The sequence below is a fragment of the Streptomyces bikiniensis genome, assembly GCF_000716625.1.
Classification (GTDB): Bacteria; Actinomycetota; Actinomycetes; order Streptomycetales; family Streptomycetaceae; genus Streptomyces; species Streptomyces bikiniensis.
Window position 1 is genome coordinate 237,948 of record NZ_JNXJ01000015.1, and the last position, 17,153, is coordinate 255,100.

The window sequence follows — 17,153 nt, forward strand, 5'->3', positions numbered from 1 at the left end:
ACGACCCCCGGGAACCGATGGGCAACCAGCGAGACTTAGGCTAGGCTTACCTAAGTACGAGGAGAGATCGTGACGGATATCAACGGACCGGGCAGACCCGGACCGGGCGGAAGCGGGCCGGACGGCGCGGCACCGGGCGGCCACGTGCCGAACGGCACCGGTCCGCACGGCGAGTTCGCGGGCCGCGTGGCGCTGGTCACCGGCGCCGCCCGGGGCATCGGCGAGGCGGTGGTGCGCGCCCTCTCCGCGCGCGGAGCCGCCGTCGCGGCGACCGACCGCTCCGAGCGGGAGCTGAAGCGGAGCGTCGCCCGGCTGGCCGAGGAGACCGGCCCGGACCCGGCCGCCGGGCCGGTCGTCCCGTACCGGCTCGACGTCACCGCACCGGACGACGTGGCGGAGACCGTGGAGCGCGTCTCGCGCGAACTCGGCCCCGTGGACATCCTGGTGAACGTCGCCGGGGTGCTGCGGACCGGCCCGGCCGTCGAGACGACGGACCGCGACTGGGCGGACGTCTTCGCGGTCAACACGACCGGGGTCTTCCACCTGTCGCGCGCCGTCGTCGCCGGCATGGCCGCCCGGGGCTCCGGCTCCGTGGTGACCGTCGCCTCCAACGCCGCCGGGATACCCCGCGCGGACATGAGCGTGTACGCCGCCTCCAAGGCGGCCGCCGTGGCCTTCACCAAGTGTCTGGGCCTGGAGGTGGCCGCCCGGGGCGTGCGCTGCAACGCCGTCTGTCCCGGTTCCACCGACACGCCGATGCAGCGCTCCCTGTGGGACGGCGACTCCGTCCCCGACAGCGTCCTCGACGGCGACCTCGCCGCCCACCGCACCGGCATCCCCCTGCGCCGCATAGCCCAGCCGGAGGACGTCGCGGAGGCGGTCGTCTTCCTCGCCTCCGACCGGGCCCGCCACATCACCATGCAGGACCTCTACGTCGACGGCGGCGCCACCCTGCGCTGACGGCCCGCGCGGCCCGGCCCCCCGGCCCCCGGGGTCCGCGCCGCCCACCCACCTCACCGAACCAAGGAGCCCACCCGTGTCGACGGTCCCCCAGGTCGCCGCGCACCCGCCCGCGTCCGCCCCGATACCCACGCCCTCCCCCGCGCCCCCCGCCGCGCCGGCCCCCGCGCCCGTCCGCGCCGCCTCCCCCACGTCCTCCGCCGTCGGCGCCGCCACCGGGCTGCTCGACGCCTTCCACGCCGGCGACCGCTTCCTCGCCACGCCCACCCGGACCCTGCTCGCCCACGGCGTCCTGAGCGAGGTCCCGCACGGCACCGACCCGATCGCCGAGCGGGTGGCCGACGCCCTCGCCGAGGCCCGCGCCGGACGCCACAGCGCCCCCGTCGTGATGGGCGCCATCCCCTTCGACCAGGACGCCCCCGCCGCGCTCGTCGTGCCCGAGACGGTCCGCACCGGACCGGCCCTCGCCTCCGACCCGCTCGTCGCGCTGCCCGCCGACGCGCCCCGCGCCGGCGCGTGGACGGTCCGCCCCCACCCGGCGCCCGAGGTCTACGCCAAGGGCGTCGCCGCCGCCGTCGACCGCATGTGGAACGGCGAGTTCAGCAAGGTGGTGCTCGCCCGCACCCTGGAGGTCACCGGCACCGACGAGCCGGACATCGCCGCCATGCTCCGCCGGCTCGCCCGCCGCGACCCCTGCGGCTACACCTTCGCGCTGCCCACCCGCCCCGGCCGCACCCTGCTCGGGGCCAGCCCCGAACTCCTGGTCTCCCGGCGCGGCGACCAACTGGTCTCCAACCCGCTGGCCGGCTCCACCCCCCGCAGCGACGACCTCGCCGAGGACGTGCGGCGCGCGGCGGCCCTCCTGGAGTCCGCCAAGGACCTGCACGAGCACGCGGTCGTCGTCGACGCCGTGCACCAGGCGATGGCGCCGTACTGCTCCACCATCGACGTGCCCGCCCGGCCGTCGCTGATCCGCACCGCCGCCATGTGGCACCTGTCCACCACGGTCACCGGCACCCTCGCCCACCCCGAGGTGTCGGCCCTGGAGATCGCCTCCTCGCTCCACCCCACCCCGGCGGTCTGCGGCACCCCGACACCGCTGGCCCGCGAGGTCATCCGGGAGACCGAGCCCTTCGACCGCGGCTTCTTCACCGGCATCGTCGGCTGGGGCGACGCGGACGGCAACGGCGAATGGGTCGTCACCATCCGCTGCGCCGAGGCCGAGGAGCGCACCCTGCGCCTGTACGCGGGGGCCGGCGTCGTCGCCGCGTCCGTGCCGGAGGACGAGACCGCCGAGACCGCCGCGAAGTTCCGCACCTTCCTCCACGCCGTGGGAGCCGAGCTGTGACCGCACCGACCCCCGCCCGCCCGGACGCCGCCGTGCCCGAGCCGTACACCACGCCCACCTGGCCGGCGGAGTTCGCCGAGCGGTACCGGGCGGCCGGCTGGTGGGAGGGCGTCACCTTCGGGACGATGCTCCGCACCCGGGCCGAGGCCCACCCCGACCGCGTCGCCGTCGTCGACCACGCCGGGCCCGGCGGGACCCGGCGCGCCTGGACCTACGCCGAACTCGACCTGCGCGCCGACCGGCTCGCGGCCGGCCTCGCGGCGCGCGGCATCGGCGCCGGCGACAAGGTCGTCGTCCAGTTGCCCAACGTCGCCGAGTTCCTCGAAGTGGTCTTCGCGCTCTTCCGCCTCGGCGCGCTCCCCGTCTTCGCGCTGCCCGCCCACCGCGAGTCGGAGATCTCCTACTTCTGCTCCTTCACCGGGGCCGTCGCCTACGTGATCCCCGACGTCCACGGCGGCTTCGACCACCGCGCCCTGGCGACCACGGTCCTCGCCCGCTCCCCCGGGCTGCGGCACGTGTTCGTCGTCGGCGAGAACGCCGGGGCCTTCGAGGCCCTGGCCGACGTCCCGGCCGAGCCGGTCGACCTGCCCGACCGCGACCCCTCGGAGACGGCGTTCCTCCAGCTCTCCGGCGGCAGCACCGGCGTGCCCAAGCTGATCCCCCGGACACACGACGACTACGTCTACTCGCTGCGCGGCTCCGCCGAGATCTGCGCGCTCGACGAGGACAGCGTCTACCTGTGCGTGCTGCCCGCCGCCCACAACTTCCCGCTCTCCTCCCCCGGTTCGCTGGGCACGCTGTACGCGGGCGGACGGGTCGTCATGTGCCCGCAGCCGGCCCCGGACGTGGCGTTCCCGCTGATCCAGGACGAGGGCGTGACCATCACCGGCCTGGTGCCGCCGCTCGCGCTCGTCTGGATCGACGCCGCCCCCGGCTCCGCGTACGACCTCTCCACCCTCGACGTGCTCCTGGTCGGGGGCGCCAAGCTCGCCGACGAGGTGGCCCGCCGGGTCCGGCCCGCCCTGGGCTGCACCCTCCAGCAGGTCTTCGGGATGGCCGAGGGCCTGGTCTGCTACACCCGCCTGGACGACGACCCGGAGACGGTCGTCACCACCCAGGGCCGACCGATCTCCCCGGACGACGAGATCCGGGTCGTGGACGACGAGGACGAGGACCTGCCGGTCGGCACCACCGGCCACCTGCTGACCCGGGGGCCGTACACGATCCGCGGCTACTGGAACGCGCCGGAGCACAACGCCCGCGCGTTCACCGCGGACGGCTTCTACCGGACCGGCGACCTCGTCCGGCTCACCCCGAGCGGCCACCTGGTGGTCGAGGGGCGCGCCAAGGACCAGATCAACCGGGGCGGCGAGAAGATCGCGGCCGAGGAGGTCGAGAACCACCTCCTGGCCCACCCGTCGGTGCACGACGCCAACGTGGTGGCCGAGCCCGACCCGTACCTCGGCGAGCGCAGCTGCGCGTACGTGATCCGCCGCCCGGGGACGGAGGAGGTCAGGGCGCTCGCCCTCAAGCGGTTCGTGCGGGAGCGCGGCCTCGCCGCCTACAAGGTCCCCGACCGGATCGTCTTCGTCGACGCCTTCCCGACGACGGGCGTCGGGAAGATCTCCAAGAAGGACCTCCGCGCCGAGAGCGCGAACGCCTGACCGCCCCCTCCGTCCGGCCCCGCCGGCAGTCCACCCCCACCGCCCCGCCCCTCCGAAACGGACCGTCATGAGCCTCCCCGCCGTCCCGCCCTACCCGATGCCCCGCCCCGGCGACCTGCCGGCCAACCGGGTGGACTGGACCGTCGACCCGGACCGCGCCGTGCTCCTCGTGCACGACCTCCAGAACCACTTCCTGACCCCGTTCGACGACGGCGCCGAGCCGCTCACCGCGCTGCTCGCCAATCTGAACGTGCTCCGCAAGGAGGCCGCCCGGCTCGGCGTGCCCGTCGTCTACACCGCCCAGCCCGGCGGCCAGACGCCCGAGCAGCGCGGCCTCCAGCAGGACTTCTGGGGCCCGGGCGTCCCGGACGACCCGCACGCCGTGGCGATCGCGGACGCCGTCGCGCCCGAGCCCGGCGACATCCGCCTCACCAAGTGGAAGTACAGCGCCTTCGTCCGCACCGACCTCCTGGAGCTGCTGCGCGAACAGGGCCGCGACCAGCTCGTGATCACCGGCGTGTACGCGCACATCGGGGTCCTGATGACGGCCTGCGACGCGTGGATGAGCGACGTCCGGGCCTTCGTCGTCGCGGACGCCGTGGCCGACTTCTCCGAGCGCGAGCACCGGATGGCCCTGGAGTGGGCGGCCGGCCGCTGCGCCGTCGTCACCACGACCGAACGGGTATTCTGACCGGCCATGTTCTACGAGGAGGTCCCGGGCCACCCGGGGGTGGTGACGGCCTCCGTGGCGCGCGCCGCGGCCCCGGCCCGCGCGCTCGCGTCCGTGCTCGACGCCGACGAGCGCGCCCGGGCCGCCCGCTTCCGCTTCCCGGCGGACGCGGACCGGCACCGGGTCGCCCACGTGCTGCTCCGGCTGGTCCTGGGCCGCCACGTGGACGAGCCCCCCGAGCGGCTCGTCTTCCTCCGGCGGCCGTGCGCCGGCTGCGGCGGGCCGCACGGCAAGCCGTACCTCCGGGGCCACGACGCGCACTTCTCGCTCTCCCACGCGGGCGACCGGGTCCTGGTGGCGGTCGCCCCGGTGCCGGTCGGCGTGGACGTCGAGGCGGTCCCGGAGCCCGGCCTGGTGCGGGACCTGGCGAGCGCCCTCCATCCGCGCGAGCGGGCGGAACTGGAGGCCCTCCCGGACGCCGCCCGGCCGGCCGCGTTCGCCCGCTGCTGGACCCGCAAGGAGGCCGCGCTCAAGGCCTGGGGAGCGGGCCTGTCCCGGGGCGCCGCCGAGCCGTACGTGAGCGCCGCCGACCGGCCGGCCCCGGTCCCCAGCCTCCGCCTCGCCGACCTCCCCCCGCTCGACGGCCACGCCGCCGCCCTGGCCCTGCTGACTCCCTGACGCGCCGCACGCCTCTCCGCCACCCCCGCGGCGCGTTCTCTCACCCGCATGGGCCACCGGCTTCCGGGCACCCGGGGGAAGGGGTCCTGTGGGGGATCACGCGACGGAGAGGGAACCAGTCATGGATTCTGGAGCGTCACGGGCGCCCGTACCGGGCCCGGGAGAGACGTCGACGGTCACCACGGCCGTACCGGCCCGCCTCGACCGCCTGCCGTGGTCGCGGTGGCACTGGATGATCGTGATCGGCCTCGGCACCGTCTGGATCCTGGACGGCCTCGAAGTCACGATCGTCGGCAACGTCGCCGGCCGCATCGCCGAGGACGGCAGCGGCCTGGACATCACCGCCGCGCAGATCACCGGCGTCGCCGCGGCCCTGTACGTGGCGGGCGCCTGCTCCGGCGCGCTGTTCTTCGGCTGGCTGACCGACCGCTACGGCCGCAGACGCCTCTTCATGGTGACGCTCGCCGTCTACCTGGCGGCGACCGCGATGACGGCGCTGTCGTTCGAGTCCTGGTGGTTCTTCCTCTTCCGGTTCCTCACCGGCTTCGGCATCGGCGGCGAGTACGCGGCCATCAACTCCGCCATCGACGAGCTGATCCCGTCGCGCTACCGCGGCCGGGTCGACCTCATCATCAACGGAAGCTACTGGCTGGGCGCGATCGGCGGCTCCCTGCTGTCCATCGTGATGCTGGACACCGACATCTTCCCGAAGGACCTCGGCTGGCGGCTCAGCTTCGCCCTCGGCGTCGTCCTCGGCCTGGTCATCCTCCTCGTGCGCCGGCACGTCCCGGAGAGTCCGCGGTGGCAGTTCATCCACGGCCACGGCGACGAGGCGGAGGAACTCGTCGGCTCCGTGGAGAAGGAGATCGAGAAGGAGAAGGGCGCCCCGCTGCCCCCGCCGGACCGCGAGATCACCATCCACCAGCGCAAGAGCATCGGCTTCGGCCTGATCGCCAGGACGGTGTTCCACACCTATCCGCGCCGGGCGGTCCTCGGGCTCTCGCTCTTCATCGGGCAGGCGTTCCTGTACAACGCCATCACCTTCGGCTTCGGCACCATCCTGATCACGTTCTTCGACGTGCCCACGGGCAGCACCGGCTACTACTTCGCCGTGATCGCCGCGGGCAACTTCATGGGGCCGCTGCTCCTCGGCAAGCTCTTCGACACGGTCGGCCGCCGGATCATGATCTCGTCGACGTACCTGCTCTCCGGCATCCTCCTGTTCGGCACCGCCTGGCTCTTCGACCGCGGCTCGCTCAGCGCCACCACGCTGACCGCCTGCTGGTGCGTGGTGCTGTTCTTCGCGTCGGCGGGCGCGTCCAGCGCGTACCTGACCGTCTCCGAGATCTTCCCCATGGAGACCCGGGCCATGGCCATCGCCTTCTTCTACGCCCTCGGCACGGCGGCCGGCGGCATCAGCGGACCGCTGATCTTCGCCGAGCTCACCGAGTCCGGCGTCGTCGGCGACACGGTCCTCGCCTTCCAGATCGGCGCCGGCCTGATGTGCGCGGCCGGGCTCGTCGCCGCCTTCCTGGCGGTCAACGCCGAGCGGCGCTCCCTGGAGGACATCGCGGAGCCCCTGTCGACGGCACGGTCCGCCGCCCCCTCGGAGAAGTGACGGCGCCGGGGACGTTTGGATCCGCGGATTCCGTGCAGGCGTTCGATGTAAGCGTTCCATAAGTGCGGAACGGGCCGATCGGTACCCGCGAAGGAGACGGACATCATGGGCATCATCGCCTGGATCATCATCGGACTGCTGGCGGGCCTCATCGCGAAGGCCCTCACCCCGGGTCGCGACCCGGGCGGGTTCATCATCACCACGCTGCTCGGCATCGCGGGCGGCCTCCTCGGCGGCTGGCTCGGCAAGGTGATCTTCGGGGTCGACTCCATCGACGGCTTCTTCGAGCTGTCGACCTGGATCGCGGCCATCGTGGGTTCGGTGATCCTGCTCCTGCTCTACCGCCTCTTCACCGGCGGCTCGCGACGCCACGCGTGACGGCGTGAGGCCCGGTCACCCGGACCCGCCCACGATCCGCGCACCACGCGCGCACGGCCCGCCACCGGGCCCCGCGGACGGCCCCGCCCTCGATCACGACGAGGACGGGGCCGCCGCACGTCCGGCGGCCGGCGGCCCGCTCCCCCGGCCCGTCCGCTACCGTGGGGCGCGCTCCGCGCCCGGACCCACCCCGTCCGGGCGCTCCGTCCCGCACGCCGAGGAGGTCCGCGTGTCCCCCGTCCCTCCCCCCGGCGCGTGCGCGGACCGCGGCGCTCCACTACCGACCCGAAGGACCGCCGGACGTACCGGCCGACCCCCGCTTCCCGGATCTCCTCCGGAAAGCCGGGGGATTTCTGTTATCGGCCCGGCGCCCGGCGGTCTCCCATGTGTTGGCCCCCGAGGACGACCGGAACAGGCAGGGTGATTCGAGCATGAGTACACAGCAGCTCACGGAGCTGGTCAGGGCCGCGCAGAGCGGGGATCCGCAGGCGCAGGACCGGCTTCTCACCCACCACCTGCCCCTGGTCTACAACATCGTGGGCCGGGCGATGAACGGCCACCACGACGTGGACGACGTCGTGCAGGAGACGATGCTCCGGGCGCTCGGCGGGCTCGGCGACCTGCGCGCCCCGGACAGCTTCCGCTCCTGGCTGGTGGCCATCGCGATGAACGTCGTCCGCACCCACTGGCACCGGCAGCAGAACGGTTTCGTCACGGGCGGCCTCGACGACGCCCGCGACCTGCCGCAGCCGGGCGCCGACTTCGTCGGCCTGACGGTGGTCCGCCTGAACCTGTCCGGACAGCGGCGCGAGACCGCCGAGGCGACCCGCTGGCTGGAGCCGGACGACCGGGCCCTGCTGTCGCTGTGGTGGCTGGAGTGCACGGGCGACCTGACCCGTTACGAGGTGGCCTCGGCCCTCCAGCTCTCCCCCGAGCACACGGCGGTCCGCGTCCAGCGGATGAAGGCGCAGCTGGACGCCGCCCGGGTCGTCGTCCGGGCGCTGACGGAGAACCCGCCGTGCCCCGACCTGCGGTACGAGCTCGGCGGCTGGGACGGACGCCCCTCCGGGCTCTGGCGCAAGCGAATAGCCAGGCACGCGCGTGCGTGCGTGCACTGCGCCGGCCTGTCCCACGGGCTCTACCCGGCCGAGGGCCTGCTCGCGGGGCTGCTGCTCGTCCCCCCGGCCGGACTGCTGCTCGCGTCCTTCCGCGAGCGGGCGGGCCTCGACCTCGCCACCGCGACGGCACCGCTCGGCGGCCCCGCGTACGCGCCCCATTCGTACGAGCCGAACCCGTACGAACCGAACCCGTACGAGCCGACCGGAACGTCCGGGTACGGGCACGAGTACGGACACGGATACGGGCCGACCGGCACGTCGGGCACACCCGGTGACGCGCACGAACCGGCAGCCACGGCCGGATCCGCGTACGAGGCGGCCGAGCCGGCCCCGTACACGCACGAACCGGTGGAGACGGCCGCGTACGAGGCGGCGGGAGCGCCCGGCACGGGCCCCTCTCCCGTCGTCGGCGCCCGCAGCGCCCGCAACACGCGGCGCCGCAGGCGGCAGGAACAGCAGCGCGGGCGCCGCCGCGTGGCCATCGCCGCGGGCATGGCGGTGGCCGCCGTCACGGGCGGGGCCTTCACCCTGGTCGACGGCCCCGACGAGGACGAGCTGACGGCCCTGGACGCGCCGCGCGCCTCCACCGTGGACCTCACGGTCTCCGCGTCGGCCCCGGCCTCCTCCCCCTCGGCGTCCACCGCCTCGGCCTCCGTCACCCCGACGGCCACGCCGTCGGGCACGCCGCGGCCCAGCAGGACCGTCTCCGCCACGCCCTCGGCCAGGCCCACGGCGTCGGCCCCGACCGCCGCGCCGACCACCGCCTCGCAGACCGTGCGGCCGACCGCGGACCGGCCGGTCCACAAGCCCACGCAGGCACCCGTCACCAAGAGGCCGACGGCCCCGAGCAGCCCCACGGCCACGAAGCAGGACTCCGGTCACACCTCCGTCGAGGAGCAGGTGATCGCCCTGGTCAACGCCGAGCGGGCCAAGGAGGGCTGCGGCGCCGTCACCGGGAACTCCCTCCTGGCGCGGGCCGCCCAGGGCCACTCCGACGACATGGCCGCGCGGGACTTCTTCGACCACACCAACCCGGACGGCGCCGGGCCCGGCGAGCGCGTCACGGCCACCGGGTACGGCTGGTCGACCTACGGCGAGAACATCGCGATGGGCCAGCGGACGGCGGAGCAGGTGATGGAGGCCTGGATGAACAGCCCCGGCCACCGCGCGAACATACTGAACTGCTCGTTCAAGGAGCTGGGCGTCGGCCTGCACACGGGCGACGGCGGCCCCTACTGGACCCAGGTCTTCGGCGCGCGCTGACCCGGGGTCCCGCGCCCGGTCCGGCCGCGGGGTTACGGTCGGCGGCATGGCTGGTGATCGTCAAGGGTGGCTCCGGTGCCTGCTCGGCGGGGCCGTGTTCGTCGTGGGGATGGCCGGCACCACGCTGCCGACCCCGCTCTACCCGCTCTACCAGGAGGCGTTCGGGTTCTCCGAGCTGATCGTGACCGTGGTGTACGCCGTGTACGCCTTCGGGGTCATCGGGGTGCTGCTCCTGGCGGGCGACGCCTCGGACACGGTCGGCAGGCGCCCGGCGCTGCTGTGGGGCCTCGGGTTCGCGGTGGCGAGCGCCGTCTGCTTCCTGTGCGCCGACGGCCTGGGGTGGCTGTACGCGGGCCGGCTGCTCTCGGGCCTGTCGGCGGGCCTGTTCACGGGGGCCGCCACGGCGTACGTCATGGACCTGGCGCCGCCGGGCGGCGCGTCCCGGGCGACGCTCGTGGCCACGGCCGCCAACATGGGCGGCCTCGGCTGCGGCCCCCTGCTCGCCGGGCTGCTCGCGGAGTACGCCCCCGAGCCGCTGCTGCTCCCGTTCGCCGTGCACCTCGCCCTGGCGCTGCTCTCGGCCGTCGTCGTCCTGCGGCTGCCGGAGACCGTGCGGGAGCGCCGTCCCCTGTCCGCCGTACGGCCCCGGTGGCCCGCCCTGCCCGCGCCGGTCCGGCCGGTGTTCGTGCCGGCGGCGCTCGCCTCCTTCGTGGGCTTCGCCCTGTTCGGGGTGTTCACCTCGGTCAGCCCCGCCTTCCTCGCCCGCTTCCTGCACGTGGACAGCCACGCCGTGACGGGCCTGGTCGTGGCCCTCGCCTTCTTCTCCTCGACGGCCGGGCAGTTCGCCGTCGGCCGCGTCGGGGTGCCCCGGTCCCTGCCCCTGGGCTGCGCCGTGCTCTTCGCCGGCCTGGCCCTCCTGGCGGGCGCGCTCGCCACCGACCTGTTCGCGCTCGTCGTCCTGGCCGCCGTCGTCGGCGGCACCGGTCAGGGGCTGACCTTCCGCGCGGCCCTGTCCGCCGTGGCAGGGGCCGCGCCGGAGGACCGGCGCGCGGCGGTGATCTCGACCCTGTTCCTGGTCGCGTACACGGGGATCTCGCTCCCCGTGATCGGCGTCGGCCTGCTGACCGGCCCGCTCGGTCTGGAGCGGGCCGGCCTGGTGTTCACCGGCTGCATGCTGCTGCTCGTCGCCTGCGCGGGCGCCTATCTGCTCCGGCGGCCGGTACGGGCCGGGGCGCGGTAGGACGGCCGCCGGGACGTCACGACAGGATCTCGACGTACCCGTCGGTCCCGTGCACGCGGATCCGCTGCCCGTCCTCGATCAGCCGGGTGGCCCCGGCCACGCCCACGACGGCCGGCAGGCCGTACTCCCGGGCGATCACCGCGCCGTGGGTCATCAGGCCGCCGACCTCCGTGACCAGGCCGGCGATGCCGACGAACACGGGCGACCAGCTGGGATCCGTGAAGGACGTGACCAGGACGTCGCCCGCTTCGAGGTCGGCGTCCTCCATGTCGAGGACGACACGGGCCCTGCCCTCGACGGTGCCGGCGGAGACCGGCAGGCCCGCGAGGGCGCCGGCCGGGACGTCGTCCCGCCGGTAGGACCCGGTGAGGGCCTCGCCGTCCGAGGTCAGCACCCGGGGCGGGGTGAGCGCACAGTACGCCCGGAACTCCTCCTCGCGCCGCCGGACGAGCCCCTCCTCCACCCGCCCCGTGCGCACGGCCTCGTGGAACTCCTGGAAGGTGAGGAAGAAGACGTCCTCCGCCTCGGCGAGCACACCGGCCCGCACGAGCCGTCCGGCCTCCTCCATCAGGGCCCGCTTGTAGACGGCGTACCGGCTGACGATGCCGTACTTCGGGTACTCGCGGTAGCCGGCGAAGGTCCGGACCCGGTCGATCATCCGCTTGGTCTCCTCGGCCTTCCGCTCCCCGTCGGGCAGGGCCCGCAGACGGGTCAGGACGTCCCGCTCCTTCTCCCGCGCCTCCTCCAGGCCCTTCCGGAAGCGCCGCTCGGCGGCGCCCGGGCCGAAGTTCCTGACGTTGTCGAGGATCGCGGGCACGAGCGCGGCGGGGCGCTCGCGCCAGCGCGGCCGCGTGATGTCGATCTCGCCGACGCAGCGCATGCCGTACCGGTCGAGGTAGGCCTCGACGGCGTCGCGCGCCCCGGCCCCGCCCGGGAGCTTCGCCAGCCCGTCCGGGAAGTCGTCGTCCTCGACGCGCTCCAGGAACGCCACCACCTCCGGATGGGGGCGGATCGCGTCCGCGACGTCGAGCAGGTCGAGGCCCATCTCCGAGGTGATGTTGCCGGGGGCGGAGAGCGTGAGCGCGTCGGCCGCGTTCTTCTCGCCCAGCCATGCGAGGAGCTTGTCGTTGAGCCACCAGGCGGCCTCCATGCCCGCCATGAGCGCCCGGAAGCTCAGCGGGTCGGCGAGGACCCGCTTGTGCTCCTCGAAGGCTTCGAGGAGGAAGTCGAACAGCTCCGGTCCGCGCCTGGTCCGGATGTCGCGCTCCAGGGCGGCGACGGACGCCCGGCTGCGCTCGACCAGTTCGGTGACAATCGCCGGGTCGGCGTCGATCGGGGCGGGCGCGGCGCCGGGTACGGGTGCGGGTCCGGCAGGGGCCTCGTCCGGGAGGGACGGGACGAAGTCGCCGCGGTCGAGGACGGTCTCCAGGGCGTCCCTGATCAGCGGGTCGCCCTTCCCGACGGCCTCCAGGAGGGCGGCGCGGCTCGCGGGCGAGGCCAGGCGCCGGGTGACGTCCACGAACAGCCGCCCGCCGGCCTCGTGCATCGGCACCATGGCCGTCAGCCGCCACATGGAGTGTCCCAGGGGCTTCATGGCGTCGGTCATCATCTGCTGGTGGCCGACCGAGACGTAGACGTGGTTGTCCGCGTCCTCGGCCCCGGGCACGGGGAACAGCGTGGTGATCGGCCGACTCTGGACGATCCGGAAGTCGTCGTCCACCAGGCACCACTCGATGTCCTGCGGGCGGCCGAAGTGCGCCTCGATCCGCCGGCCGAGCCGCACGAGCCGCAGGACCTGCTCGTGCGTCAGCGCCGGGCGCTCCCGCCGCCCCGCGTCGACCTCCACCTCCCGCGTGCCGCCGCCGGACAGGGGCCGGAGGGCGCGCGGCTTGGCGGCGATCGTCTCGGCGACGACCCGGTCGTCCCGCACGGTGAAGACGTCCGGGTCCACCAGGCCGGAGACCAGGGCCTCGCCGAGCCCGAGGCCGGCGTCCACCGTGGCGGTCCTCCGGTCGCCCGTGACGGGGTCGGCCGTGAAGAGGACGCCGGCCGCGTCGGGGAGGGCCATCCGCTGGACGACCACGGCCATGCGGACCGCGCGGTGGTCGATGCCGTGGTGCCGCCGGTAGGCGACGGCCCGCTCGGTGAACAGCGAGGCCCAGCACCGGCGGACGTGCCGGAGGACCTCCGCCGGGCCCACGACGTTCAGATAGCTGTCCTGCTGGCCGGCGAAGGAGGCCGTCGGCAGGTCCTCCGCCGTGGCGCTGGAGCGGACGGCGTAGGCGTCGTGCGCGCCGAACCGGGCGAGGGCGCCCGTGATCGCCTCCGCGACGTCGTCCGGGACGGGGGTCGCCTCGACGGTACGGCGGATCTCCGCGCCGAGCGCACGGAGCCCTTCCCGGTCGTCCGCGTCCGGGCGGGACAGCCGGTCGAGCAGGCCGTCGAGCGCCGGCGCCCGCTCCACGACCCGCCGGAAGGCGTCCGTCGTCACGCAGAAGCCGGCCGGCACGCGGACGCCGTCGAGCCGCGACAGCGCGCCCAGGTGCGCGCCCTTGCCGCCGACGAGCGCGATCCGCGTCTCGTCGATCTCCTGGAGGTCCCACACGTACCGCGCGTTCATCGTGCTCCTTTTTCCGCAGGTCGTGGCCGAGGTCGCCGATTCTGCGCCATGGCCGGGGCCTTGCCGCAAGCCCCCCGGTGCGCTATACCTTGAGCATGGCGAGGAGAGTGATCTCCTCGCCTTCGTCGTTCCCTCTCCGGGCGGACCGAGGCGCCGGGGCGTTGTCAGTGGGGCGCTATAGCTTCGGAGTTGTTCGAGAAGCTGTGCGAGAGGGGCGGACTCGTGGGTGTCCGGCATGCGTTGAGAGTCGTACTGGTCGATGTGAACGCCGGGGTGGTGGCGGCCTGGCGGTCCGCGTTCGCGGACACGCCCGAGGTGGAGATCCGGCGGGGCTCCCTGCTCGACGTGGACGTCGACGCGTGGGTGTCCCCCACCAACGCGAAGGGGCGGATGGACGGCGGTGTCGACGCCGTCGTCAAGCGGTACCTCGGCGCCGGCATCCAGGTGCGGGTGCAGCGGGCGATCCGCGACCGGTTCGGCGGGAGCCTGCCGGTGGGCAGCGCGGTGTGCGTCCCGTCCGGGGCCGCCGTGCCCCGGTATCTGATCTCGACGCCGACCATGTACCGGTCCTCGCAGGACGTCGGCGAGACCATGAACGTGGCGCTGGCGTGCGCGGCCGCGTTCCAGGCGGTGCACCTGCAGAACCGGGTGGAGCCCGGCAGCATCCGGTCGGTGGCCCTGGTGGGGCTCGGCGCGCAGACGGGGCGGGTGCCCGCGCAGGTGTGCGCCAACCTGATGTGGACGGGCTACACCCTGTTCCAGGACCACGGGTTCGCGGACTACGACGAGTTGAGGGCCGCGGTACTGGGGCAGCTCGACGACATCCGGGGAGCGGGGTCCGCGCGGCGGGTCCGGATCGACGTGCCGCGGCGGCCTTCCTTTCGCCACTGACCCGAAGACGCAGCAGACGCCGCAGGCCCCACAGGCCCCACAGACTCCGCAGGCCTCACAGACTCCGCAGGCCCCGGGGAGCGGCGCCGCCCCCACCGCCCCCGCCGTCTCCGTACCGAATCAAGGGAGTTCCGCACCCATGACCGACGCCGACGTTCCCGCCGCGGGCGACCCGCTGAGCCTGGCGGACCTGTTCACCGGCGGCGGCGAGCCGTGGCTTCCGCTGCTCGGACCGGTGATCGAGGCACAGCCCGGGGCCGTCGAGTTCATCGGCCCGAAGCGGAGCCCGGAGGTGGTGCCGGTGCGGGAGCTGACGTTCCAGGCGCTGAAGCCGCATCCGCCGCACAAGTGGAAGGTGGTCGCCTTCGGCCAGAACCCGTATCCGCGGGCGGAGAGCGCGACCGGCATCGCCATGTTCGACAACACCTTCACCGACTGGAGGGACAGCCGGTTCGGCCGGGTGGTCAGCGTCCGCTGCCTCATCAAGGCCGCCGCGATGTGGAAGTACGGCATCGCCGCGAAGACGCCGGTCGCCGACGTCCGGGCCCTGCTGGAGAAGGAGGAGACGGTCTCTCCGCCGGAGTGGTTCCAGGCGATGCTGACCCAGGGCGTGCTGCTGCTCAACGCGTCGCTCACGGCGAGCGCGGACGGGGCGGTGCCGACCGACCGGCACACCGCGTTCTGGCGACCCGTGGCCGAGCGGATCGTCGAGGAGATCCTCCGGGCCAAGCAGGAGGCCGCGGAGGAGGACCGGGGGGTGGTGTTCGCCTGGTGGGGCGCGCACGCCCGGAGCCTGAAGCGGGTCGTCCAGCGGCTGGAGAAGAAGTACCCGGGGGTGGAGGTCCGGCACCTGGACCACGCGAACCCGGCGGCGCAGGGGGACCTCTTCTGCGAGGGCGACCACTTCGCGCGGGTGAACGACGCGCTGGCGGCGGTGGGGGCCGAGCCGGTCGACTGGCTTCCGGCGAAGGGCTGGGACCGGGAGGCGCCGGGGGCCGGCGGACCGGAGGGCGGTGGTGTCGCCGAGCGGATGGGGGCGTTCATCGCGTCGACGATGGAGCTGCACCAGCTGTATCTGGAGCGGCTCACGAGCGTCAAGGACGAAGGGCTCGTCCTGCCGCCGATCACCGGCGTGTTCGACACTCCGCTGCTGGACTTCCGGAAGGCCGTCGAGCCGGTGTCGGGGGTCCTCCGGAACCTGGACGGGTACGTCGAGCGGTCGATCCGGTTCGGGGAGGCCAGGGTCGCGGCGGAGAAGGACGCGGGCGGACTGTCCGCCGACGCGATCGCGGCGCTCCACCTGTACACGTGCGAGTCGGCGTTCTACCGCGAGATCAACGCCGTGCTGCGCTCCCCGGACCGGGAGCGGCTGGTGCCGTACCTGCCGTACCTGCGGCTGCTGTTCTCGGCGGTGTCCGGGCTGCCGGTGCGGAAGGAGCCCCTGTGGCGGGGCGTGGCGCTCGACCTGCGGTCGCAGTACCCGGTGGGGCGGACGGTGACCTGGTGGGGCGTGTCCTCGTGCACCTCCGAGCCGGCCGTGGCCCGGGGGTTCCTCGGGAACCGGGGCAGACGGACCCTGTTCGAGGTGACGCCGGCGCGGGCGGTGGGGATCCGGCGGTTCTCCGCGTTCACCGGCGAGGAGGAGTACATCCTCACGCCGGGAACGCGGTTGGAGGTGACGGAGGTGAAGGCCGAGCGCGGTGGCCTGTGCACCGTACGGCTGACGGAGCTGGAGGGGCCGGGCCCGGTGTCCTGAGCGGACGGCTCCCGGGCGGCCCGGTGCGGAGGAGGCCGTTCGGAGCGGCGCGGCTCAGAGCAGTCCGACGGTCCGGGGCGGGGCGTAGACGTGGCGGGCGAGGTGCTCGCGGCCGCAGCGGACGTCGAAGTCCCGGTGCGGACCGGGCTCCCGCTCGCGGGCGATCCGCTCCCGGTGACCGGCACAGGTCCCGCAGTCGGGGTCCCAGTCGGGCAGGAGGTCGGGGTGGCGGGCGGCGAGGTGGGCGCCGAGGGCGATCTGGGTGGTGACGGTGCTGTCGAACGGGTCCCAGTCGACGCCGCGTTCGCCGGTGAGGCGGAGCTCGGCGATCCGGTCGCCGACGTCCCGCATGGTTCGGTAGAGGTCGGCGCACTCGTCGCAGTCCCACATCCAGGGCGGAGGCAGGGGCCACTCGTCGCCGGGGTCGATCTCGTCCGGGCTCATGGAAGGCACGATAGTCCGAGGGACCCGGGGCGCCGGGCGCTTTTCCCGATACTGAGGGCCACCGCCCGGTACCGGGGCGTCGCGGTCCGGGGCGCGCCACGACGTCCCGGGTGCCGCCGGCGGGGCGCTCGACTCCGCCCGGAGCCAGGGCCGTTGGGCAGGGTCGTGGGCCGGAGAAAGGATGATCTTGCTCATCGAGACACTGCGGCGCCACCGGGACCGCCTGTCGCCCCTCCTCGCCCGCACCCTGGGCGGAGGCCGGGACCGGCCCTCCTCCTGACGCCGCACGCGCGAACGGCCCGGACCGCGGCCGGGCTCCCCCCGCCGGGGGCGGTGTCCGTGCTCAACGCCCGGGCGGCGCCCGTGCCCGCGGCGCCGAGCAGGAGCCCTGCCATGAGGGCGGGCACCGGGCCCCTGGTGCGGTTGCGGGGCTGCGTGGAGGAGGCGGAGGCGGTCGGGGCGGAGGTGGTGCGGGGCTGCTGTGGCCGCATGCGGCCCGAGGTGG

General features: G+C 74.4%; 13 protein-coding genes. 11 read left to right on the top strand and 2 right to left on the bottom strand.

From position 1 onward, the window contains the following. Positions 1-144 precede the first annotated feature (144 nt). The 9 genes from OO47_RS14210 (at position 145) to OO47_RS14250 (ending at position 10,937) form a co-directional block, all read left to right on the top strand. A complete protein-coding gene (locus OO47_RS14210; RefSeq protein ID WP_030213677.1) occupies positions 145-960 on the top strand; it encodes a 2,3-dihydro-2,3-dihydroxybenzoate dehydrogenase in 816 nt (271 codons plus the stop codon). A 76-nt stretch (positions 961-1,036) separates the two neighbouring features. Next, the gene (gene dhbC / locus OO47_RS14215; protein ID WP_407696300.1) at positions 1,037-2,308 is read left to right on the top strand and encodes an isochorismate synthase DhbC; all 1,272 of its coding nucleotides are present in this window, start codon (positions 1,037-1,039) and stop codon (positions 2,306-2,308) included. Beyond that, on the top strand, positions 2,305-3,972 hold the full coding sequence (locus tag OO47_RS14220) for a (2,3-dihydroxybenzoyl)adenylate synthase (protein WP_280923821.1): 1,668 nt from the start codon (positions 2,305-2,307) through the stop codon (positions 3,970-3,972). Before dhbC ends, OO47_RS14220 begins: the two co-directional genes overlap by 4 nt. A gap of 67 nt (positions 3,973-4,039) precedes the next feature. Then, on the top strand, positions 4,040-4,663 hold the full coding sequence (locus tag OO47_RS14225) for an isochorismatase family protein (protein ID WP_030213684.1): 624 nt from the start codon (positions 4,040-4,042) through the stop codon (positions 4,661-4,663). A gap of 6 nt (positions 4,664-4,669) precedes the next feature. Then, complete coding sequence (locus OO47_RS14230) at positions 4,670-5,320, top strand: 4'-phosphopantetheinyl transferase family protein (protein WP_078489649.1); 651 nt, start codon at positions 4,670-4,672, stop codon at positions 5,318-5,320. Positions 5,321-5,441: 121 nt separating this feature from the next. Next, positions 5,442-6,938: an MFS transporter gene (locus OO47_RS14235; RefSeq protein WP_030213691.1), complete on the top strand. Its 1,497-nt coding sequence runs from the start codon at positions 5,442-5,444 to the stop codon at positions 6,936-6,938. Between the two features lie 105 nt (positions 6,939-7,043). Continuing rightward, positions 7,044-7,316 carry a GlsB/YeaQ/YmgE family stress response membrane protein gene (locus OO47_RS14240; RefSeq protein WP_030213694.1) on the top strand — a complete coding sequence of 91 codons (273 nt, stop codon included), beginning with the start codon at positions 7,044-7,046 and terminating at the stop codon, positions 7,314-7,316. A 431-nt stretch (positions 7,317-7,747) separates the two neighbouring features. After that, positions 7,748-9,697 (top strand): sigma-70 family RNA polymerase sigma factor, encoded by a 1,950-nt coding sequence (locus OO47_RS14245; protein ID WP_030213697.1) that lies wholly within the window; start codon positions 7,748-7,750, stop codon positions 9,695-9,697. A gap of 46 nt (positions 9,698-9,743) precedes the next feature. Further along, positions 9,744-10,937 carry an MFS transporter gene (locus OO47_RS14250; RefSeq protein WP_030213700.1) on the top strand — a complete coding sequence of 398 codons (1,194 nt, stop codon included), beginning with the start codon at positions 9,744-9,746 and terminating at the stop codon, positions 10,935-10,937. A 16-nt stretch (positions 10,938-10,953) separates the two neighbouring features. Here OO47_RS14250 and rph read toward each other — a convergent pair whose 3' ends face one another. After that, positions 10,954-13,557 carry a rifamycin-inactivating phosphotransferase gene (gene rph, locus OO47_RS14255; protein WP_030213709.1) on the bottom strand — a complete coding sequence of 868 codons (2,604 nt, stop codon included), beginning with the start codon at positions 13,555-13,557 and terminating at the stop codon, positions 10,954-10,956. 240 nt (positions 13,558-13,797) lie between these two features. On the opposite strand from rph, the gene OO47_RS14260 reads away from it, so the two are divergent. Together OO47_RS14260 and OO47_RS14265 are read left to right on the top strand one after the other, a co-directional pair. Continuing rightward, entirely contained in the window at positions 13,798-14,448 is a 651-nt protein-coding gene (locus OO47_RS14260; RefSeq protein ID WP_234323170.1) for a macro domain-containing protein, read from the top strand. A gap of 139 nt (positions 14,449-14,587) precedes the next feature. Beyond that, positions 14,588-16,204, top strand: a complete 1,617-nt coding sequence (locus OO47_RS14265) for an ADP-ribosyltransferase domain-containing protein (protein WP_030213715.1) — start codon at positions 14,588-14,590, stop codon at positions 16,202-16,204. Positions 16,205-16,258: 54 nt separating this feature from the next. Here OO47_RS14265 and OO47_RS33980 read toward each other — a convergent pair whose 3' ends face one another. Continuing rightward, positions 16,259-16,648, bottom strand: coding sequence for a hypothetical protein (locus OO47_RS33980; RefSeq protein WP_051715995.1), 390 nt, complete (start codon positions 16,646-16,648; stop codon positions 16,259-16,261). Positions 16,649-17,153 lie beyond the last annotated feature (505 nt).